This is a genomic window from Streptomyces sp. DSM 116793 (genome assembly GCF_057320905.1).
Genome location: NZ_CM170494.1, coordinates 6,480,847 through 6,501,871 on the forward strand (window position 1 = coordinate 6,480,847; position 21,025 = coordinate 6,501,871).

13 protein-coding genes are annotated in these 21,025 nt (G+C 74.6%); 10 read left to right on the forward strand and 3 right to left on the reverse strand.

Annotation, left to right across the window (positions count from 1 at the left end; all coding sequences use genetic code 11):
- Positions 1-285: 285 nt before the first annotated feature.
- Positions 286-1,515, forward strand: a complete 1,230-nt coding sequence (locus ACSMXW_RS25500) for an NAD(P)-dependent malic enzyme (RefSeq protein WP_485799692.1) — start codon at positions 286-288, stop codon at positions 1,513-1,515.
- 695 nt (positions 1,516-2,210) lie between these two features.
- Complete coding sequence (locus tag ACSMXW_RS25505) at positions 2,211-3,173, forward strand: zinc-binding dehydrogenase (RefSeq protein ID WP_485799693.1); 963 nt, start codon at positions 2,211-2,213, stop codon at positions 3,171-3,173.
- A 502-nt stretch (positions 3,174-3,675) separates the two neighbouring features.
- On the opposite strand, the gene ACSMXW_RS25510 is transcribed toward ACSMXW_RS25505, so the two are convergent.
- On the reverse strand, positions 3,676-4,770 hold the full coding sequence (locus ACSMXW_RS25510) for a PadR family transcriptional regulator (protein ID WP_485799695.1): 1,095 nt from the start codon (positions 4,768-4,770) through the stop codon (positions 3,676-3,678).
- Between the two features lies 1 nt (position 4,771).
- Positions 4,772-5,938 carry a DUF4097 family beta strand repeat-containing protein gene (locus tag ACSMXW_RS25515; protein ID WP_485799697.1) on the reverse strand — a complete coding sequence of 389 codons (1,167 nt, stop codon included), beginning with the start codon at positions 5,936-5,938 and terminating at the stop codon, positions 4,772-4,774.
- 436 nt (positions 5,939-6,374) lie between these two features.
- Here ACSMXW_RS25515 and ACSMXW_RS25520 point away from each other — a divergent pair, with 436 nt between their 5' ends.
- Entirely contained in the window at positions 6,375-7,613 is a 1,239-nt protein-coding gene (locus ACSMXW_RS25520) for a serine hydrolase domain-containing protein (protein WP_485799699.1), read from the forward strand.
- Positions 7,614-8,133: 520 nt separating this feature from the next.
- Here the strand turns inward: ACSMXW_RS25520 and ACSMXW_RS25525 are convergent.
- A complete protein-coding gene (locus tag ACSMXW_RS25525) occupies positions 8,134-8,319 on the reverse strand; it encodes a DUF6104 family protein (protein ID WP_485808306.1) in 186 nt (61 codons plus the stop codon).
- 194 nt (positions 8,320-8,513) lie between these two features.
- On the opposite strand from ACSMXW_RS25525, the gene ACSMXW_RS25530 reads away from it, so the two are divergent.
- From ACSMXW_RS25530 to fxsT, 7 genes are all read left to right on the forward strand, one after another.
- Positions 8,514-8,990: a CU044_2847 family protein gene (locus ACSMXW_RS25530; protein ID WP_485799700.1), complete on the forward strand. Its 477-nt coding sequence runs from the start codon at positions 8,514-8,516 to the stop codon at positions 8,988-8,990.
- Complete coding sequence (locus tag ACSMXW_RS25535; protein WP_485799702.1) at positions 8,983-10,965, forward strand: VMAP-C domain-containing protein; 1,983 nt, start codon at positions 8,983-8,985, stop codon at positions 10,963-10,965. Before ACSMXW_RS25530 ends, ACSMXW_RS25535 begins: the two co-directional genes overlap by 8 nt.
- 337 nt (positions 10,966-11,302) lie before the next feature.
- Positions 11,303-12,355, forward strand: a complete 1,053-nt coding sequence (locus ACSMXW_RS25540) for an AAA family ATPase (protein ID WP_485799704.1) — start codon at positions 11,303-11,305, stop codon at positions 12,353-12,355.
- Between the two features lie 4 nt (positions 12,356-12,359).
- Complete coding sequence (locus ACSMXW_RS25545; RefSeq protein WP_485799705.1) at positions 12,360-16,013, forward strand: SAV_2336 N-terminal domain-related protein; 3,654 nt, start codon at positions 12,360-12,362, stop codon at positions 16,011-16,013.
- Complete coding sequence (locus tag ACSMXW_RS25550; protein ID WP_485799707.1) at positions 16,010-16,180, forward strand: hypothetical protein; 171 nt, start codon at positions 16,010-16,012, stop codon at positions 16,178-16,180. Before ACSMXW_RS25545 ends, ACSMXW_RS25550 begins: the two co-directional genes overlap by 4 nt.
- A 245-nt stretch (positions 16,181-16,425) precedes the next feature.
- Positions 16,426-17,613, forward strand: a complete 1,188-nt coding sequence (locus tag ACSMXW_RS25555; RefSeq protein WP_485799708.1) for an FxsB family cyclophane-forming radical SAM/SPASM peptide maturase — start codon at positions 16,426-16,428, stop codon at positions 17,611-17,613.
- 166 nt (positions 17,614-17,779) lie between these two features.
- The gene (gene fxsT / locus ACSMXW_RS25560; RefSeq protein ID WP_485799710.1) at positions 17,780-20,881 is read left to right on the forward strand and encodes an FxSxx-COOH system tetratricopeptide repeat protein; all 3,102 of its coding nucleotides are present in this window, start codon (positions 17,780-17,782) and stop codon (positions 20,879-20,881) included.
- Positions 20,882-21,025 lie beyond the last annotated feature (144 nt).

The following is a 21,025-nucleotide window of genomic DNA, read 5'->3' on the forward strand; positions in this document are numbered from 1 at the left end:
GGGGTACCGGGCGCGGCTTTCTGTATAAACGGCTATGAGTCATCTCACCCGCTCCAGAAGGGGCCGTCACCGATGGACCCCGTCCGGTGGGAACTCGTCGCCGACGGGCGCCGTCCGGTAAGAAGGTGACTCACACCCCTCATCCGGGGCTCAGGGGCGCGCGTGCGGCGCGCCCGTCGCGTATGTGCCGTTCGTACCGGACCCACCAGGGGCATACGCGGTGCCCGCCCACCCCTCAACCAGGAGTGGCAACCCTCAACCATGAACACCTAAGGGGTACAACAAGTGGCAGCGGAGATCGTCAATCCTCGCAACGACGCCGGGAAGGACGCGCACGCCGAAGCGGACGGGGATGGCCAGGAGACCTCCCACCCCGCTTTCGCCCTGCACCGCGGCGGGAAACTGGCGGTGCAGTCCACCGTCCCCGTCCGTGACAAGGACGACCTGTCCCTCGCCTACACGCCCGGTGTGGCGAGTGTGTGCAGCGCGATCGCGGAGCGGCCCGAGCTGGTCCACGACTACACCTGGAAGTCCCAGGTCGTGGCCGTGGTGACGGACGGGACCGCGGTGCTGGGGCTCGGTGACATCGGCCCGGAGGCCTCGCTCCCCGTGATGGAGGGCAAGGCGATCCTCTTCAAGCAGTTCGGCGGGGTGGACGCGGTGCCGCTGGCGCTGGCGACCACGGACACCGACGAGATCGTGGAGACCGTCGTGCGGCTCTCGCCGTCCTTCGGAGGGGTGAACCTGGAGGACATCGCGGCGCCGCGCTGCTTCGAGATCGAGCGGAAGCTCCAGGAGCGCCTCGACATCCCGGTCTTCCACGACGACCAGCACGGCACCGCCGTCGTCACCCTCGCCGCGCTGCGCAACGCCACCCGGCTGACCGGTCGGACGCTCGGCGAGCTGCGTGCGGTCATCTCCGGCGCGGGCGCGGCCGGGGTCGCCATCGCCAAGATGCTGCTGGAGGCGGGCATCGGCGATGTCACCGTGGCCGACCGCAAGGGCGTGGTGAGCAAGGACCGGGACGGCCTCACGCCCGTCAAGCAGGAGCTTGCGGAGATCACCAACAAGGCCGGGCTCTCCGGCTCCCTGGAGTCGGCGCTGGACGGCGCGGACGTGTTCATCGGCGTCTCGGGCGGCACCGTGCCGGAGCCGGCGGTCGCGTCGATGGCGAAGGACTCCTTCGTCTTCGCGATGGCCAACCCCAATCCGGAGATCCACCCGGACATCGCGCACCGGTACGCGGCGGTGGTCGCCACCGGCCGCTCCGACTACCCGAACCAGATCAACAACGTGCTCGCCTTCCCCGGCATCTTCGCGGGCGCCCTCCAGGTCCGCGCGTCCCGGATCACCGAGACGATGAAGATCGCGGCGGCGGAGGCGCTGGCGGGGGTCGTCGGGGGCGACCTCACGGCCGACTATGTGATCCCGTCGCCGTTCGACGAGCGGGTGGCCCCCGCGGTGACCGCCGCGGTGGCCGCGGCGGCCCGAGCGGAGGGGGTCGCCCGGCGGTAGCCCGGAGCCACCGGGCGGGCCGGGACGGGGGTGGCTGGTTCGGTGGTGCGGCTGTGGTCGTGGTGCGGCTGGTTCGGTGGTGCGGCTGGTTCGGTGGTGCCGCGGCCGGTACGGCACGGGTGGCGGTGATCGGGTTCTGCCCCCTCTCCGCCGCGAGCTGAGCGGGCGGCTGGCCGGGGTGCGGCCGGTGGAGGACGCGGAGGCGGCGGTCGCCGGGGCGCCCGGCTGCTTCCACCTGGTCGCGTCGGTGGGCCGGCGGGTGCAGGGGTCGCTGGCTTGGCGGTACGGCTGGTTCGGCGGGGCCGTGGGCCCGGTGGTGCGGCTGATCCGGCTGTGTCGGTGGCCCGGTGGCCCGGTGGCCCGGTGGCCCGGTGGCCCGGTGGCCCGGTGGTGCGCCCTGGGGCCGCGTCGGGAGGGGTTCGCCTCCCGGTGCGGCCCTTCGCCGTCTGTGGGCGGGTCTCTTCGTCCGGGTGCGTGGCGGGCCGGTCCGCGTGCGTGACCTTGACGTCTGTGTGCGGCCGGTGCGGCCGTGTGGGTCCGTGGGACGTGTGCGGCCCGCCCGGTCCGTTCGCCTGCCGCGGCACGTCCACTCGTGCGCGGCCTTTCCGCCCGTGCGTGGTGGGTTCCTCATCCGCGGTGCGTGTCACAGGCGCGGGTGGTTCCGTGCCGGACCCGGCGGGCCTATCGTCAAGGTCATGTTCGCTGCCTACGCTGCCCGTATCGACCGTGACCAGCCGCTTTCCGGCCTGGAGTTGGGGGAACGGCCCGCCCCGGAAGCGCGGCCCGGCTGGTCCACCGTCACCGTCAAGGCCGCCTCCCTCAACCACCACGACCTGTGGTCGCTGCGGGGCGTCGGCCTGAGCGAGGACAAGCTGCCGATGATCCTCGGCTGCGACGCCGCCGGTGTCGACGAGGACGGCAACGAGGTCGTCCTGTACTCCGTCATCGGCCTGTCCGGACACGGGGTCGGCCCCGACGAGCCCCGCTCCATCCTCACCGAGCGGTACCAGGGAACCTTCGCCGAGCAGGTCACGGTGCCGACGTGGAACCTGCTGCCGAAACCGAAGGAGCTCTCCTTCGAGGAGGCCGCCTGCCTGCCGACCGCCTGGCTCACCGCGTACCGGATGCTCTTCACCAACGCCGGGGTGCGCCCGGGGGACTCCATCCTGGTGCAGGGCGCCGGGGGCGGCGTCGCCACGGCCGCGATCGTGCTCGGCAAGGCGGCCGGGCTCCGGGTCTTCGCGACCAGCCGCGACGAGGCCAAGCGGAAACGGGCAGTGGAACTCGGCGCGGTGGAGGCCCTGGAGACCGGTGCGCGGCTGCCGCAGCGGGTGGACGCCGTCATCGAGACCGTGGGCGCGGCCACCTGGTCGCACTCGGTGAAGTCGCTGCGCCCCGGCGGCACCCTGGTGATCTCCGGTGCGACCAGCGGCGACCGCCCCTCGCACGCCGAACTCGCCCGCATCTTCTTCCTGGAACTCAAGGTCGCCGGCACCACGATGGGCACCAAGGACGAGCTGGAGGACCTGCTCTCCTTCTGTGCCACGACCGGTGTGCGCCCGATCATCGACACCACCCTGCCGCTCGACCGGGCCCGTGAGGGGTTCGAGCGGATGGAGACGGGTGGGCACTTCGGCAAGATCGTGCTGACCGTCTGAGTCTTCCGGGCACGCCCCGGCTCTCGGCCCGAGCCGGCCCGGCCCGGCCCGGCCCGGCCCGGTCCGGTTCGGCTCGGTCCGGTTCGGTCCAGCCCGGCCCGGGGCCGTCGTTGGTCGCGATCCGCCGCCTCGGATGGATCCCGCGCTCCGGCCGCCCCGGCCGACACGCCCCGTACACCGGCCCTGTGTGAAGCTGGTGGACGGGCCCTCTTCCCTACCCCGAGTGATGGACGCCCGTCTACGGGTCATGTGTCGTGGGCTCGCCCCCTACGACAGGCCTGCGGTGGGCCACCGGGTTGTGTCCCTCGTGGTCTCCTTTCGGTCACCTGCCGGTGGGGGATGGGCCCGCAAGGGATTGGTGCGCAGTTCCCCGCGCCCCTTTGTGGGCCCCCACCCCCTGCGGTTTCGTTTTCCTCACCGGCCGGTGGGGGCCTGCCGCGTGGCTCCCGCGCCGCTTAACGTGTCGCCCCCTACGGCTCCGTGCCGCCCGCCTGGGCGTGGGTCACTTGGGGCGGGGCGTGCGGAGGGTTGCTCCTATGTGGGCCGCCGCCGTGGACAGATGGCGGCGCGCCTCACGGAGTTGGTCCTCCGTGACACCGTGGTCGCGGGCGGCGTCGCGGATGTCGTCGCGGAAGCGGTCCAGGAGGCGGTCCAGGTCGCGGGCGGGGTTGCCTGTGGAGTCCTCGTGAGCCCACTCCGGGACATAGACGATGGGGAGCGACTCGTCCTCGGGGAGGATGTCCGGCTCCGGGGCGGTCCTGGCGTCCGGGCGGCCGGGGCCCTTGGTACGGCCCGGATCCTTGCTGCCGCTCTCCTTGCCGAACCCCAGGCCGAGGTCGCCGAAGTTGAAGTCGCTGAAGTTCTTGGTGAGTTCGGCGATTCCCTCCCGTACGCCCGTGGGCCAGTCGCCGCGCGCGAAGTGGTCCTGTACCTGGTCCTGGACCTGCCGGGCGATGCGCTGCAACTCCTGCTGGGCCTGCGCGCGGGCCCGCTCCTGGGCCTCCTTGGCCTGGCGGCGGGCGCGCTGGGCCTCGTCACGCGCGCGCCGGCTCTCGTCCTTGGCGCGGCGCGCCTGCTCCTTCCACTCCTGCCTGGCCCGCCGCATCTCCTCCTTCGCGGCGCGCCAGGCCTCCTTGTCGCCGAGCAGGGTGCCGGGGTCGCCGTAGTCCCAGAAGGAACCCTCGCGCTCGCCCCTGTGGTCCGAGGTGCGCCGCGCCTCCGAGGCCGCGGCGCGCATCTCGCGGCGCAGGTCGCCCGCCGCGCCCCGGACGTCGTCGCGGATCTCCGCGGCCAGCTCGGCCACGGACTCGCGGATCTCCAGCTCCAGGTCCGCAAGCTCGCCGCTGCGGTCGGCCAGCTCGGCACGGCCCGCGTCCGTGATCGAGTAGACCTTGCGCCCGCCCTCTGTGGTGTGCGTGACCAGGCCCTCGGCCTCCAGCTTGGCCAGGCGGGGGTAGACCGTGCCCGCCGACGGGGCGTAGAGGCCCTGGAAGCGCTCCTCCAGGAGGCGGATCACCTCGTAGCCGTGGCGCGGTGCCTCGTCCAGGAGCTTGAGCAGGTAGAGGCGCAGCCGGCCGTGCGCGAAGACGGGGGCCATGTCACAGCACCTTCTTGTCGGTCGGGGCGGCGTCCGGGGTGGCTGGGGTGTCGGGGGTGTCGGGGGCGTCCGCGGGAGCCGGGCGGGGGGTGTCCTCCGAGGCCTGGGCCACGGGAGTGTCCTCGGGGTGCCCGGCCGGCGCGGGTGGGGCGGGCTCCCGCGGAGGCTCGTCCTGCGGAGCCTCGCGCGGGGACGTGGCTCCCCGGGCGGGGTCCTGTGGGCCGGGGCTCCGTGGCCCGGGTCCACTGTCCTGCGGGCCGGAACCGCCGGGGCCGGCATCCTCGGGGCCGGGCTGCGGGGCACCGGCGGCGGGCGGCTCGGGCGTGGGACCGTCGAGCGGCTCCTCGGTGGGTGGCCTGCGGAGCAGGGCGATGGAACCGGAGACCGTGGTGGCCTTCAGGGTGCCGTTGCCCGCGCCGAGCCGGCCGGTGATCTTCTTCGCGCCCCACTGGCCGCTCACGCGCAAATCCTCGAAGGCGCTGGAGACGGTGCCGCTGGCCGTGTTGGCCTCCACGCGGGCATCGGCCGGGTGGGGGAGCCGGATGGCGATCTCACCCGAGACATTGGAGACCTGCACATTGGTGGCCCGGCCGTCGGGGCTGGTGCTGGCCGAGGTGAGGTCCACGATCACGGAGCCGCTCACCGACTCGGCCCGCACGGACGAGCCCGCGCCGTCCACGACCGTCAGGTCGCCCGAGACGGAGTGGAAGCGGAGGTCGCCGGTCACGCACTGGGCCTCGACACTGCCCGAGACCGTGCTCGTGCGCACCGGGCCGGCCAGGCCCACCAGGGTGGTGTCGCCGGAGACGCCCTTGACCTCCGTCCGCCCCTCGATGCCCGAGATCACGGCGCCCGCGCCCACGACGCCCACCTCGACCCGGGTACTGGTCGGCACGGCGAGGGAGACCACGGCGGAGCGCTGCCAGCCCTTGGGGTCCAGCCACTTGAGGAAGCCCTTCCAGGGGAGGTCCTCGTAGGCGACCGTGAGAGTACCGCCGTGCTGGCTGACGATCAGGGGCGGGCCGTCTATCTCCGAGACCTGGAGGCGGGGGGAACCATCGTCCGTGCCCACGACGTTGACCGTGCCGTTGGCGATGCGTACGTGCAGCGTCGTCACCGGGGTGTCGAACGTGAGCTTCTTCGGCTCTGCGACGGACCACACGGGCATGGTTGCTGACCTCCCTCGGCCGGGCCGACGCGCCATATCGCGTCTCTGGGAAACACGATATATCGCGGTGACGGAAAGTCAAGACACGCCTTCGGGTGTATGGGGGAGTGGGTGCGGGGGTGGGATGTGCGCCCGGCGCACAAGACGCGCGTGTGCGCCGTTCCGCACGTGTGCGCCCCCGGCCGGGCGGAGGGCCGGGTCGCGCTGCGGTTGCTTCGGGAGTCGCGGCTCGCAGTGGCCCGCACGCCGCGTCCGGGGCGCGGTCGAAGGCTCGATGCGGGTGCCTTGCGGGGGGCGTGCCCACGCGGCGGAGCCTCCCCCATGCCTTAAGGACGTGGGTCCCGGGGCACAGCTCCGTGCCCATGTCAGAGCGGGGCGGCAGACTGCCTTCGAGGTCCGGGCCCGGCGGGGCTCGGCACGGACGAAGGCGGAACCGATGGCAGAGCTGGACGACATCCTTGCGGCGCACGTCGGCGGCGGGCGCAACGGCGGCGGGCATGACGGCGGCGGGCGCAACGGCGGCGGGCGTGAGGGCGGCGGGCATGACGGCGGCGGGCATGACGGCGGCGGCACCGTGCCGGGCGCGGTGCTGCTGGTCGCCCGCGGCGACCGGGTCGACGTGCGGGCGGCCGGCTCCGCCGACACCGCCGGCCGCTCGTCCGTGACCAGAGAGTCGATCTTCCGTCTCGCCTCGGTCACCAAGCCCGTCGTCGCCGCCGCGGTCATGATCCTCGTCGAGGAGGGACGGATCGCCCTGGACGACCCGATCGACACCTGGCTGCCGGAGCTGGCCGCCCCGTCCGTCGTCCGCACCCCGGGCAGCCCGCTCGACGACACCGTCCCGGCCGAGCGGCCGATCACCGTGCGGGACCTGCTGGAGTTCCGCGCCGGGTACGGATTTCCGTCCGACTTCTCGCTGCCCGCGCTCGCGCCCCTCTTCAACGTCCTCCGGCAGGCGCCGCCGCGGCCGCAGCTCCCGCCCGAGCCGGACACCTGGATCCGGGAACTGGCGAGGGTGCCGATGATCCACCAGCCGGGCGAGGCCTGGCTGTACAACACCTGCTCGGACATCCAGGGCGTGCTGATCGCCAGGGCCTCGGGTCAAGAACTGCCCGAGTTCCTCCAGGAGCGGATCTTCGAGCCGCTGGGCATGGCCGACACCGGGTTCGCGGTGCCGGCCGGGAAACGCGACCGGTTCACCAGTCTGTACCGGGCCGCCGAAGAGGGCGGACTTGAGCTGGTCGACGCGCCGGACGGGCAGTGGAGCAGCCTTCCCCCCTTCCCGTCCGGGGCCGGCGGCCTGGTGTCCACCGCGGACGACCTGCTGGCCTTCGGGCGGATGCTGCTCGCCGGTGGCGCGGCCGGTGACCGCAGGGTGCTGTCGCCCGGATCGGTGCAGCAGATGATCACCAACCGGCTTCCGGCGGCCCAGCGTGAGGCGAGTGCGCTGTTCCTGGAGGGACAGGGGTGGGGGTACGGCGGAGCGGTGGATGTCGCGCGCGTGCATCCGTGGAGTGTGCCCGGCCGGTACGGCTGGATCGGCGGGACGGGGACGTCCGCGCACATCATTCCGGCCAGCGGTACGGTTGCCGTGCTGCTCACCCAGGTGGAGCTGAGGGGGCCCGCTTCACCTGCGGTGATGCGGGAGTTCTGGCGGTACGCGGCCGGAGCGTGAACCTCCGCCTCCGGCGTCCGGCCGGTCCCGGACGGCTCCGGCTGGTACCGGGTGACCCCGGTCGGTCCCGGGTGGCTCCGGCTGGTCCCGGGTGACTCCGGTCGGTCCCGGGCGATCCCGGCTGGTCCCGGGTGACCCCCGGTCGGTCGCAGGTGTCCCCGGTCGGTCCCGGGCGACCGGCTGGTCCGGGCGCCCCCGGTCGCGGAGCTCAGAGGCGTGGTGCTTCTCCGGTGCCGGGTACGGCGAGGGCGAGAGCGGCCGCCATACGCGCGCGTGGCGCGTCCTTGGGCCTGGCCGCCTGCGGTTCCGTCTGTGGCTGTCGCCCGGTGGGGGGGGCTGGTCGCGCAGTTCCCCGCGCCCCCCTGGTGCGCCTTCGGCGCCCTGGCGGGGTGCCGCGCCCGCCGCCGAGGTGACCGTCGCCGCGCCCGCCGCCGAGGTGGCCGCGCGCCCCGGCGCCGGGCCCGGGGGCCCGGTACCGGAGAGGACCGGGAGCCCTCCACTCCTGATGACCGGGAGCCGCCTACTCCTCGTCCTCGTCCTCGTCGTCCAGGCGGGCCAGCCACGTGGCCAGCCGTTCGACGGGGATCTCGAAGTCGGGGTTGAGGTCCACGAACGTACGCAGTTGTTCGGCGAGCCACTCGAAAGTGATCTCCTCCTCGCCGCGCCGTTTCTCCAGTTCCTCGATGCCGCGGTCGGTGAAGTACAACAGTTGCTCCTGATGCGGATGGGGCACGCCCCGGTGCCTATGCCTTCAGGGTAGGCGGTCGCGGATGTACCGGTTTCCCGACGACGCCGTCTCGTCTGCAACCGGCGGGGCCACTAGCCTCGTCGCGGTTCAAGTGGGCTCCGGAGCGGAACAGTTGATCCGGGGCGTCATCGACGGGGGAGCGGGTGATCGGGATGAGTCACATTCAGGAGATCGAGCTGCCGGACGGCACCGTCGTCCTGGCCAGGCTCACCACCCCCGACGTCTACGGGTCCGACGACCAGGACGTCGGTGTGTTCGACACGGCCGTGGCCAAGGTGGAGCAACTGGGCGAGCTGATCACCGCGGTCGGCTCCAGCGTGCTGGCCGCGGCCCGCTCGGCCCGGCCCGACGAGGCCGCCGTCACCTTCGGCGTGGAGCTCACCGCGAAGTCGGGCAAGGCCCTCGCCGTACTCGCCGAGGGTGAGGCCAAGGCAGCCGTCCAGGTGACCCTCACCTGGCACATGGACGCCCGGTCGCGAAGGAGCCCGGACCGGGCTGACAATGCTTCTGGTGCCGCCGCGGCCGACGACGCGCCCTTGGTGACCCCCACCCCTCGCGCCCCGGCCGACGGCGCGCTGTCCGCAACGCCCGACGACCGCACTCCAGGGAGCGCGAGCGCCCATGCCTGAGCTGAACCTCTGGCTCGATGCGCATGCCCGCGCCGCCACCGTCCACCTGCTGCCGGCCGACGGGCAGGACGCCACGATGTGGGGCAGCGGCTTCTTCGTGGCACCCGGGTGGGTGGTCACCGCCGCCCATGTGCTCCGCCCCCACCTGGCCCGCGACCGGAACCTCACGTTCGCGGTGCGCGGCGAGACGCAGGCCAACGACGCCATCCCCGTCCGCGCCCGGCTGGCGCAGTGGCTGATCGGCGACCCGCGGGCCACCGAGGTGCCGCCCGGCGACGACCTCGCCCTGGTGCGGCTGGTCGACGACGCCGTGGAGCACGAGTGCGTCTGGCTCGCCGACCGGGCCGTCCAGCACGTCGGCAGCGTGGTGGCGTACGGCTACCGGCCGGGGGAGGGCGAGCACGCCCGGGCGGTGTCCTGGAGCGGCGACGCCGAGATCAACGTCCGCGACGGCTCGTACGGACTGCGCTTCAAGCCCGACGTCGACTTCCCCGCCGGCGTCTCCGGCGGGCCGCTGCTCGACCCGGACACCGGCGCAGTGGTGGCCCTGATCAAGTCGCGCCGCAGGCAGCGGGACGGCGGCCTCGCCGTCTCGATCGCCGCGCTGCGCCGCTTCGGCGCCCTCTACGGCGAGGTGATGCGGGCGCACGACACCTGGCACGGCCGGTCCGCCGGGTTCGGCGGCACCACCTGGGTCGACGCCCAGCAGGCCGTCGTCACCGGCAACCGCCCCACCGGCGGCGAGGAGTGGACGCCGCACGACCGCCGGGCCGCGCTGCGCAGGCTCGCCGCGCTGCCCGCGCCGCCGGACGGCCCCACCGTGGCGATCCTCGCCCGCCAGGCCATCAGCGGGAACCGCTGGCCCCACGAGGGCCCCGAGCTGCACACCTGGCGGGACGGGCACGGCCTCCTCTACGAGGGCGGCCGGCCGATGGACTCCATGATCCTGCTGCGCTACCTCCAGCTCGTCGCCCTCTACGTGCACCGCCGCGGCGGTGACGTGGACTCCCTCACCGACTGGATCCAGGAGCGTCTGCACCGGCACACCTGGCCGCACATGGCCGCCTTCGTGACCGACGCCCGGCTGCCCGAGTCGCTGGAGCCGGCCCAGGAGGACTCCGACCGGATCGTCATCCCGTACCCGGGCCCGGGCGAGGGCCCCACCGTCGCCGTCCTGCTCGACCCGGTGATCGGCTCCGACCCGGCGCACTTCTTCTGGCAGGTCTGGGTCGACGACGGCGTGGGCGAGCCCGAGCTGCAGGCGGAGGACCGCTCGACGCACGGCCACCGGCCCGGTGACCTGGTCCAGGCCCTGCGCCGGCCGCTGACCGACGTGTTCCAGCGCCGGGACCGCGCGGGGCGGCCGGTTCCGCTCGAAGTCGCCCTGCCGGCGGAGTACTTCGACACCGCCGTGCACCGCTGGCGCCTCAACGACATCGCGGCCCTGGACGACAACTACCACCTGGGGGCGCAACGCCGTGTCGTCCTGCGCGCCCTTGAGCGCCGGGGAGAACCGGACAAAAAATGGCTCGCCCGCTGGGGAGCCATCTGCGCTCAGCGGCAGCTCAGCGGCTGGCGTGTGCCGGAGCCCGGGGTGAGCCCCAGTGTCGCCCAGTTCCGCGACGCCCCGGGCAGCGCCGTCCCCGTCATCTGCCGCTCCGTGGGACAGGGCCTGGGGCGCACGGCCCTCAGGCTCGCCCTGGAGAGCGGTCACGGTGTGGCGCTGTGGCGCGTCGACGGGCACGGAGGGGGCGGCTGCTCGGACTCCTGCGAGGACCTGCACACCAGGACCAAGTGGCTCTTCGAGCCGTTGGAGTCCATCACCGAACTGCCCGACCGGCTGCGCCAGCTGAGGCAGGAGATCAGCGAGCGGCACGCCGACCGGCGCTGGGCCGAGCCCCTGGCACTGCTGTACGACGACCCCCGGCGCCCGCTGCCGGCCGAGGACACCACACCCCTGGACGCGCCGCTGTGAACCCGAGCCGGACCTCTGCGGCCACCGCCCCGCCCCGCCCCGCCGCGCCTCGCGGGCCGGCCGGCGCGCCCGGCCGGCCCCGCCCGCGGTGCGCACCGGCCGCCCTCCCGCGCGCGGAGGGCTTCCGAGACGGCGTCCGCGAGGCCGCCCGGCCAACCGCCCTCCCGCGCGCGGGAGGGCGCCTCGGCGGTCGCGCCCTGGTCCCGGGAGAGGACTGGCCTGAATCGCCCGTATGGAATGCCTGGCCTGGGTACATTTTCAGGGGCCCGTTGTGGGCGCCCATCGCCCCGGTCGGCCAGGACGTGGTCTACCACCGACCGTTGACGAGGAGCACCCCATGAGCGATTGGTTCATCTACCGGGGTACCGGGGGGCCGGATCCGGACAAGATCAGGGAGCTGCCCGAGCCCCCGCCCTGGCGGCGCTTCGACGCCCCGGTGGTGCCCTACGAGGTGCCGCCGCTCGACTCGTCGACGGCGCGCAGGCTCGGCGCGCGGAGCGTCCCGCTGCCCGTCCAGGACGACGACACCCTCGAACTGATCAATGCCGCCCTCTACTTGCGTCGCCCGCTCCTCGTCACGGGACCGCCGGGCGCCGGGAAATCCACGCTCGCGCACTCCATCGCGTACGAACTCGGCCTCGGACGCGTCCTGGAGTGGCCGATCGTCAGCCGCAGCGAGCTCAAGGACGGCCTCTACACCTACGACGCCATAGGACGCCTCCAGGACGCGCAGCTGGACCGCGCCCACGTGGCCGGCGAGGCAGAGGCAGCGGGAGGCGGCAGCCGTTCCTCCGACATCGGCCGCTATCTGAAGCTCGGCCCGCTCGGCACCGCCCTGGTGGCCGCCGAGCGGCCCCGCGTGCTGCTCATCGACGAGCTGGACAAGAGCGACATAGACCTCCCCAACGACCTGCTGAACGTGCTCGAGGAGGGCAGATTCGGCATTCCCGAGCTGGAGCGGATCGCCGACCGGCCCGGCATGGAGACGGTCGAGATCCTCACCGACGACGGGCGGCGGGTGCCGGTCACCAACGGCCAGGTGCGGTGCCGTGCGTTCCCGTTCGTGGTGATGACCAGCAACCGCGAGCGGGAGTTCCCCGCGCCGCTGATGCGCCGCTGTATCCCGCTGACCCTGGAAGCGCCCCGCGACCAGCGCCTCGCCGCGCTCGTGCAGGCGCACTTCGGCACGGGCTCGTACGACGACAACCACGACATCGTCGACCAGTTCCGACAGGCCGAGTCCGACGGTGCGCTGCGCCCCACCGACCAGCTGCTGAACGCGATCTTCCTCGCCCAGCACGCGGCGCGGGACGCCTCCCGCGACGTCGCCGCGCAGCGCGCGGACATCGCCCAGTTGCTGATGCAGCCCCTGGACCCCGGACCCAGGTGACCCCATGAGCAGCGCCGAGCCGACCCCCGCCCCGGGCACGCCCGAGGGCCCGGACAGCGCGCGCGCCGACGCGGCGGGCCAGGCGCTCGCGGGCCAGGCGCTCACGGCGCTGATCGCGCGGATGCGCGAGGCGGAGATCCCGCCGAGCGTCGAGGAGATGGCCGACGCGCTCTGGCTCGCCCGCTGGCTGCCGGCACCCGGCCAGTCCGCCGCGGACGACCAGCCGTCCGAGGAGCGCACCCCGCCGCCGAGGCCCACCGACACCAACGGCCGCGGCTACCGCCACCTGCAGAAGTCCTCGACCTCCTCCCAGGAGGACCGCTCCCAGGTCGACAGGGCCGAACTGTTCGTCCGCGGACCGGGCCCCGAGGCCGCCGCCGAACTGCGGCAGGTGCAGGTGCCCGCGGCGCCCGCCCTGCCGGAACCCCTCGCGCTCCAGCGTGGCCTGCGCGTGCTCCAGCGCTACCGCGCTCCCGTGCGCCCCGCGTCGGGCCACACCCTGGACGAGGACCGCACCGCCGACCGGGCCGCCGAGTCCGGGCTCGTCCAGCCCGTGCTGCGCGCCGAGCGGCGCCGCGAGGCCCGGCTGCTGCTCGTCATGGACGTCTCCACCTCGACCGTGGTCTGGCAGCAGGCGCTCGACGAGCTGCGCCAGGTCTGCGAGCGCGCCGGCGCGTTCCGCGAGGTGCAGGTGCAGTACCTGCACGCCACCGACGACGGCCTGCCGGGCTATGCGGCCACCCCCGAGCGGACCGGCCCGCTGCACGCCCCCGAGCAGCTCAGCGACCCCACCGGGCGCCGCCTCACGCTCGTCCTCAGCGACTGCGCCGGGCCCATGTGGCGCAGCGGCCGCATCCACCGGCTGCTGTACCGCTGGGCCACCACCGCGCCCGTCGCCGTCGTGCAGCCCCTGCCGCAGCGGCTGTGGCTGCGCACCCACCTGCCGGCCCGGCGCGGGCACCTCCACCGGCGCGAAGGGCCCGCCGGACGCCTGGTCTTCACTCCTGAGCGCGGGCGCGTCGAGCCGGGCGCGCTGCCGGTGCCGGTGCTCGCGCTGCGCCGGTCCTCGGTGGAGGGCTGGGCGCGGCTCGTGGCGGGCGCCACCGGGCAGAGCCTGACGGCCGCCGCCGGCTGGGTGCACGCGGCGCACGCCCCGGCCACCTCGCCGGTGCGGGCCGCCGAGGAGCTGTCCGGCGAGGACCGCGTGCGGGCCTTCGTGCGGCAGGCCTCGCCTGAGGCCCGCCGCCTGGCCTGCTACCTGTCCGCGGTGCCGCTGTTCCTGCCGGTGATGCAGCTCGTGCAGCGTGCGATGCTCGCCGGCACCGGACCCGACGTGCTGTCCGAGGTGCTGCTCGGCGGGCTCCTCAAGCGCCTGGAGGACGCCGCGGACCCGCGCGCGGTGCGCTACGACTTCCTGCCCGGCGTGGCCGCGGAGCTGCGCAAGAGGCTCACGGCCGACGAGGCGAAGCTGCTGCTCAAGCACTGCTCGGAGTACATCGAGCGGAGCTTCGGGCGCACCGCCAGGAACTTCCCGGCGCTGGCGGCGGCCTTCCTGCGCGGCGCCGTCGACCCTCAGGCGGCGCGCGCCGAGCCCATCGACCAGCCGCCGCCCGGGCCCGAGGAGCACGCCGGGCTGCGCGCCTTCGCCGAGGTCTCCTCCGACCTCCTGCGCGACCTGGGCCGCCGCACCCCCTGGCCGCTGCCCCGGCCGCCCGACCCGCGACTCGGCGCCGACGAACTGCTGGCCCGCGGCCGCGTCGCCCTGCGCCGCTACGAGGCCGAGGGCCTGGTCAGGGAGCTCGACGAGGCGGTCGCCCTCTTCAAACAGGCGGGCGCCGTCGCGGGCCCGCCCGCCGAACGCGGCTCGGCCGCCGAGGAACTGGCGAACGCCCTGCTGGCCCGCTGGCGGGTCCGCCGGGTCGGCGACGACCTGCGCGAGGCGCTGGACGTGCTCGCGGCCGAGCACGTCACCTCGGTGCGCGGCAGCCTCCTCAGGGGCACCATCCACTGGATGCTCGCCGGCGAGCTGCACAGCTCCTGGCTCGGCGTCGACGACCTGCCCGACGACGTGCGCCGCTGGGCCCGGGACCACGCGGGGGCGGAGCATCCGGCCACCGTGTGGGCGTTCTGCGCACTGCTGCGCAGGGCGGACGACGAGCTGACCCGGGTGGTGTTCGGCGAAGGGGCGCCCGACGCGACCCGCACCGGCGCGGCGGCGCGAGCGCGCTCCGGCTTGCGTCCAGGGCGCTCCGCGCCGCGTCCGCAGACGCCGCCCCAGCTCCCGCACGGCCCGGCCGAGACCGAGCCGCAGCGGCCCGAGGCGCCCGCGGCGGGCGACCAGGGGACGTCACAGAGCTCCCCGACCCTCAGCCTGCCCCCGTACTCCTCCGGCCCGCGCGCCTTACTCGCTCCCGCCGGTCTGTCCCCCGAGGACGCCGACCGGCGCAGGCTCGCCGCCGAGACCCTCCCCACCGTGCGCAGCGCCCTGGCCGACGCAGGCGCTCCGCTCGCCCGGCCCGAGGGGCCGCTGCGCGCCGCGGGCCCCGAGGACTGGTACCTCACCCACCTGACGCGGGCCGCGGAGGCCGCCGCGGTCCGCCTGGAGTACCCCGAGCCGGAGCGCGGTCACCTGGTCCGCGGGCGCATCATGCTCGACCTGGCCCGCCAGTACCTCGGCCGCGGCCCGATCGAGCGGGACGCGGACCTCGACGAGGCGGCCGCCGCGGACGCGGGACGCAGCGCGGGCGAGCACCTGATGGCCGCCCTGAGCACGCCCGACGCCCTGCCGGCTCCCGAGCGCTGCCGCGCCTGGCTGGACATGGCCTCCGCCATCGAGACGTTCCGCACCACCGGCGAGGGCGCCGGCGACCGGGACGAGGAGCAGCCGCGGATCATGGACGCCGTGGCGCAGGCCCTGGCCGCCGCCGGCGACGACGAGGACCTCCGCTTCGACTGCCACGTCCTGGCGGCCAGGCTGCACCGCGACCGCTACGACACCACCGGCCGCGTCGCCGACCTGGACCAGGCCGTCGCCGCCTGGGAGGAGAGCACGGCACTGCTCGCCATGGACGACCCGAGACGGCCCGGCATCCTCGGCGAGTACGGCGCCACCCTGGTGCGCCGCGGCGAGCAGCGGGACTCCGCCGACGACATCGACCAGGCCGTCCGCCTGCTGCGCGCGGCCGTCGACTGGACCTCCGACGACAACCCCGAGCTGCCCGACCGCAGGCGCACCCTGGGCATCGCCCACTATCTGAGGTTCCGGTCGCAGGAAGTCCTCGCCGACCTCTTCGAGGCCGACTGGATACTCGGCGAGGCCGCCCGCGGCGCCAAGGACAACCCGGAACTCGCCCACGACTGCTGGCTGCAGCGCGGCGCCGTCGTCATGGAGCTCGCCGACCGGGCGGGCAACCCGGGGCTGCTCCAGCGGGCCGACGACCATGTGCGGCACGCCGTGGAGATCGCCCGGGAGGCCGGGAACGGCACATGGGTCGCGCGCGCCCTCCAGCTCCGCGGCATGCTCCTGGAGCGGCAGGGCGCACCCGACCGCGCCCTGCGCCAGTACGGCGAGGCCCTGGCCGCCACCGCCGAGGCGGGCCTCACCGGGGAGCTCCGTGAGGCCGTGGCGCGGCTGGAGTCCGAGGTGGGCCGGGCGTGACCGCTCCCGTGGAGGACAGCGACATGCCCCTGCCCGGGATAGACCTCCCGGCGCGGACCGACCACCCCGTGCTCGCGGCGATCCTCGCGGACCTCCGCGAGCGCGCGGCCCCGGCGGAGCCGCACGGGGGCGAGCCCGTCGTCGCGCAGTACGAAGACGCCCCGTGACCCCCGCACCGAACGACCGCCCCCGGCTCCCGCCGTCGCCCCCGGACCCCGCCTCCCCGCCATCGTCCGCCCTGGCACCCTTATCCCCGCCGACGTCCTCGGGAGCCGCGGCCCCGCCGTCCTCCCCGGCCCCCGCCCCCGCGCCGGCCCCCAGGGGCCGGGGAGCTCCGGGCGCCTTCGCCGAGGCGCCGTCCCCGCACCCCCGCTGGCCGCACGCCACGCTGGACACCCGGGGGCACCGGCCCGTGCCGCTGCGGCAGTTCGTGCTCAAGGTGCACAGCCGGTGCAACCTCGCCTGCGAGTACTGCTACGTCTACGAGGGCGCCGACAGCAGCTGGCGGAGCCGGCCGGCACGGGTCGCCGAGGAGACCATGCGGGCCGCCGCCGCCCGGATCGGCGAGCACGTGGCCACGCACCGACTGCGCCGGATCCGCATCGAACTGCACGGCGGCGAGCCGCTGCTGTCCGGCACGGGCCCCGTCGTCGCGTACGCGCGCGCGGTACGCGCCGCCGTCCCCGCCGACTGCCGGATCACCGCCACCGTGCAGACCAACGGCACGCTGCTCACCGAGCGCGCCCTGGACGAGCTCGCCGCAGCCGGGGTGCGGGTCGGCCTGAGCCTGGACGGCGGCCTCGCCGCCCACAACGCCCGCCGCAGGGACCACGCACACCGCCCCGCCTGGCCCGCCGCCCACCGCGCGGCACGGCTGCTCGCCGACCGCCCGGGAACGTACGCGGGCATCCTGTGCACCATCGACCTGCGCACCGACCCGGGGGAGGCGTACGAGTCGCTGGCCGCCCTGCGCCCGCCCGGCATCGACTTCCTGCTGCCGCACGGCAACTGGGCCGCGCCGCCGCCCGGGCTGAGCGCCGCGGGCGGCCCGGGCCGGCACCGGCCCAGGACCACCCCGTACGGCGACTGGCTCGTCGCGCTCTTCGACACCTGGTGGCACAGCCCGCGGACGCCCACCCGGATACGGCTCTTCCACGAGATCGCCGCGCTGCTGCTGGGCGCCCCCAGCACCGCCGAGGCGGTGGGGCTCTCCCCGCTGGCGGCCGTCGTCGTCGACACCGACGGCGCCATCGAGCAGGTCGACTCGCTCAAGTCCGCCTACCCTGGCGCCCCCGCCACCGGGCTCGACGTCTTCCGGCACCCCTTCGACGACGCCCTGCGCCACCCCGGCATAGCGGCCAGGCAACTCGGTGAGCGCGCGCTCGCGGCTGCCTGCCGCGGCTGCCCCGTGCACCGGGTGTGCGGCGGCGGGAACTACGTCCACCGGTACGCATCCGGCACCGGCTTCCTGCACCCCAGCGTCTACTGCGCGGACCTGGAGCGGCTGATACGGCATGTGGCGCACCGCCTGAGCCGCACCGGCACGCCCCCGCAACGCGCCGTGAAGCCCCCCACATCCGTCCCAACACCCCCCTCTTGAGGGAAATCTGACGCACAATTGGCACACTCGAGGAACACGCTCGACGAAGCACGTCCAACGGACGGCGGCGCGCCGGCGCACGGACCCGCTGCCGCTCACGGCACGCACACCCACCCGGCATCCCCGGGTGACCGGCGGTGGCCCGCCGGGCAAGGAGACTGGTGACATGACGTCAGAACTGGCTGACTCCGCGCACGTCACGGTGGTCTTCGCCGGCCAGAGCGAGTCCTGGGCCAAGTGGATCGACCACCAGGTGCGCCGCGCCGGCCGCCCCAGCACCCTGGTGCGCTGGAACCCGCTGCGCCGGCCGGCCGCCCCGGACGGCCTGACCGACCTGCTCACCGCGCCCGGCCGCCTCCTGCTGGTGATCGACGACTGGTACGACCAGCTGTCCAGCCCCAGGTTCCAGGCGTGGGCGCGGATCCTGCGCGAGGTGCTGCCGCGGTACCGCGACCGCATCGCCGCGGTCAGCGTCACCACCCGCCCCATGCCCGACGAGGTGATCGCCCTCGCCCCGGTCGGCCTGCGCGGGCTCGGCCCGGACGCCGCCCGGGCCCGCGTCCTGGAGTGCGCGGGCATCCCGGCACCCGACACCCTGGTCTCCCTCGCCCGCGGCCCCCGCTTCCCCGACGACCCGCTCGACGTGTGGCAGGCGCCCCGCCGCAACCGCCACTTCGTCGGCCGCACCGAGATCCTGGAGGAGGTCTACGGCAAGCTGTCGGCGCCCGGCGACGCCGTCGCCCTGTACGGGCCGGGAGGCATGGGCAAGACCCAGCTCGCCCTGGAGTACGTGCACCGGTTCGCGGGCGAGTACGACATCGTCTGGTGGGTGGCGGCGGCCGGCCGGGTGGCCGCCGCGCGCGAGCACTTCGCGCGCATGGCCCCGGCCCTCGGCCTGGACGAGCACGGCCGCCTGGAGACCACCATCAAGGCCGTCAAGCAGGAGCTGAACCGGACCGCGAGACCCTGGCTGCTGGTCTTCGACGGCGCCGGCAGTCCCGAGCGCCTGCAGGACCTCATCCCCGGCGACCGGGGCCACGTCCTGGTCACCACCCAGAACACCGAGTGGGCGACGCACGCGGAGCCCATCGCCGTGCCGGCGTTCCGCCGCGAGGAGTCCGTGGCGTTCGTCTCCCGCCGTACCCGGCGGCTGACGGACGACCAGGCCGACCGGCTCGCCGCGGCCGTCGAGGACATGCCACTGCTGCTGGACCAGACCTCCGCCTGGCTCGACCTCAACCCCACCGCGTCCGTGAACGCCTACATCGGCGACATCCGGTACGGCGACCCGGGGCAGTTCGAGGTGGTGGCGTCGCCCAACTACCCGCAGAGCTTCCAGGTGGCGTGGGCGAAGCTGCTCAACACCCTGCGGGAGAACTCGGTCACGGCCTGGCGGCTGCTCAATCTCCTCGCCCACTTCTCGCCCGACCTGGTCCCCGTCCGGCTGCTGGCCACCGCGCGCCCCGGCGACCTGCCGCCCGACCTCCAGGAGCTGGTCTCCGAGCCCAGCAGCTGGAACACCGCCCTGCGCCGGCTCTCCCAGGTCACCTCCATGCGCGTGGAGTACGAGCAGGGCCCGCGGATGGACATCCAGACCGTGGGCACGCTCCGTATGCACCGGCTCTTCCACGAGTACGTGCGCTCCGTGCAGTCGCCGGCGGACGCCCGGACCTACTCCGTGATAGCCCGCAAGGTGCTGGTCTCCGCGGACCCCCGCGACCCCGCCTCGCCCGCCAACTGGGCCAGGTACGCCGAGCTGATCCCGCACCTGGAGCCCTCCGGCGCGCTCACCTCCGACGAACCCGCCGTCCGCGACCTCGTGCTGACCTGCATCGAGTACCAGCGGATGCGGGGCGAGCACGAGGACGGCCTCTGGCTCAGCCGCCAGGCCGTCGACAACTGGCGTGCGGCCTCCGGGCACACCGACCGCGCCGTCCTGGTCGCCGTCCACCAGCTCGCCGGGATGCTGCGCAGGGTCGGCCGCTACACGGAGGCCGAGGAGCTGGGCCGGGACACCCTGGGCCGCCTCCAGGAGGCCGCCCAGGCCGGCCCCGGGGACGAGCGGCCGGGCAGGCCCCAGCCGGACGGCACACGCCTGGTCCTCACCGACGGCACCCCGCCGCACGGCACCCCCGTGCCCGGCACGGTCGGCGGGGCGCACGGCACCGTGGACACGCACGGAGTGCGCCCCATCGAGCTCATCCGGGCGGAGGACAGTCTCGCCGGCACGCTGATGGCGCTCGGCCGCTTCGACGAGGCGCGCGCCCTCTTCGAGCGCGCCGCCGCCCGCGCCACCGAGACCCTCGGCGGTGAGAACGTCCCCCGCACGCTGTCGATCCGGAGCAACCTCGCCACCGCCATCGGCCTCCAGGGCCGGTACGCCGAGTCGCTCGCCCTGCACCGGCGGATCCTGGAAGCCCGCGTCGACCTGCTGGGCGGCAAGAACGCCCTCACCCTGAACTCCGCCCTGTGCACGGCCAGGATGCTGCGGCTGCTCGGCCGGTACCGGGAGGCGCTGGCCGAGCAGGAGCACAATTCCCGGCTGTTCGGGCAGGTCCTGGACCGCCAGCACGGGGAGACGCTCGCCGCCGAGCACAATCTCGCGCAGTGCGCACGCCGTATGGGGGACCTGCAGTTCGCGCACGCCCTGATGCGGTCGGTGCGCGAGAAGCTGCTGACCCGGCGCGGTGCCTCCGATCCCCAGACGCTGATGGTCTCCTGCGACTTCGCCATGCTCCAGCGCGATCTCGGCCGCGTCCAGGACGCGCGCGAGCTGGCCGAGTCCTCCGCCGACCGCTACGCCGCGCTCCTCGGCCCCCGCCACCCGTACAGCGTCGGCGCCCGGGACAACGTCGCGGTGCTGATGGCGGACATGGGGGAGAGGGACGGCGCGCTGCAGCTCTCGGAGCACACCCTGCGGGGCATGGAACAGGCGGTGGGGCGCGAGCACCCGTGGGCCGTCGGCTGCGCTCTCAACCGTGCCGCGTTGCTGGCGGCGGCGGGCGACGCGGAGGCCGCGGCGGCGCTCGGGGCGGATGCGGCGGAGCGGGCGGCTCGGGTGGTGGGGGAGTCCCACGTCCTGACCCTCTCCCTCCGGGCCGGCCTGGCGCTGGACCTGGCGGCTCTGGGGCGGCGCGACGAGGCGGACCGCTTGTACGGGGAGGCGGTGGCCCGCCTCACCCACCTCCTGGGCGCGACGCACCCCACCACCCGCTTCGTCGCCGAACGCCACCGCCCCTCCTGGGACTTCGAGCCCCAGCCCATCTAGCCGCTTGTGGGGGCGCGTTCCGCCGGCTTCCGGGGGTGAACCCGCACGTCGGGGCTGGCCCGGCCCACCGAGGGGGAGCGGGGAACCGCGCGCCAAGCCACGACGAAGGCCGCGTACCGCCACCGTCCCCAAGGGGCAATCTGG

Bases quoted from the DNA above. Each gene is read 5' to 3' on its own strand.
- ACSMXW_RS25505 (WP_485799693.1), top strand. From the start codon at position 2,211: ATGTTCGCTGCCTACGCTGCCCGTATCGACCGTGACCAGCCGCTTTCC.
- ACSMXW_RS25510 (WP_485799695.1), bottom strand. From the start codon at position 4,770: ATGGCCCCCGTCTTCGCGCACGGCCGGCTGCGCCTCTACCTGCTCAAG.
- ACSMXW_RS25515 (WP_485799697.1), bottom strand. From the start codon at position 5,938: ATGCCCGTGTGGTCCGTCGCAGAGCCGAAGAAGCTCACGTTCGACACC.
- ACSMXW_RS25520 (WP_485799699.1), top strand. From the start codon at position 6,375: ATGGCAGAGCTGGACGACATCCTTGCGGCGCACGTCGGCGGCGGGCGC.
- ACSMXW_RS25530 (WP_485799700.1), top strand. From the start codon at position 8,514: ATGAGTCACATTCAGGAGATCGAGCTGCCGGACGGCACCGTCGTCCTG.
- ACSMXW_RS25535 (WP_485799702.1), top strand. From the start codon at position 8,983: ATGCCTGAGCTGAACCTCTGGCTCGATGCGCATGCCCGCGCCGCCACC.
- ACSMXW_RS25540 (WP_485799704.1), top strand. From the start codon at position 11,303: ATGAGCGATTGGTTCATCTACCGGGGTACCGGGGGGCCGGATCCGGAC.
- ACSMXW_RS25545 (WP_485799705.1), top strand. From the start codon at position 12,360: ATGAGCAGCGCCGAGCCGACCCCCGCCCCGGGCACGCCCGAGGGCCCG.
- fxsT (WP_485799710.1), top strand. From the start codon at position 17,780: ATGACGTCAGAACTGGCTGACTCCGCGCACGTCACGGTGGTCTTCGCC.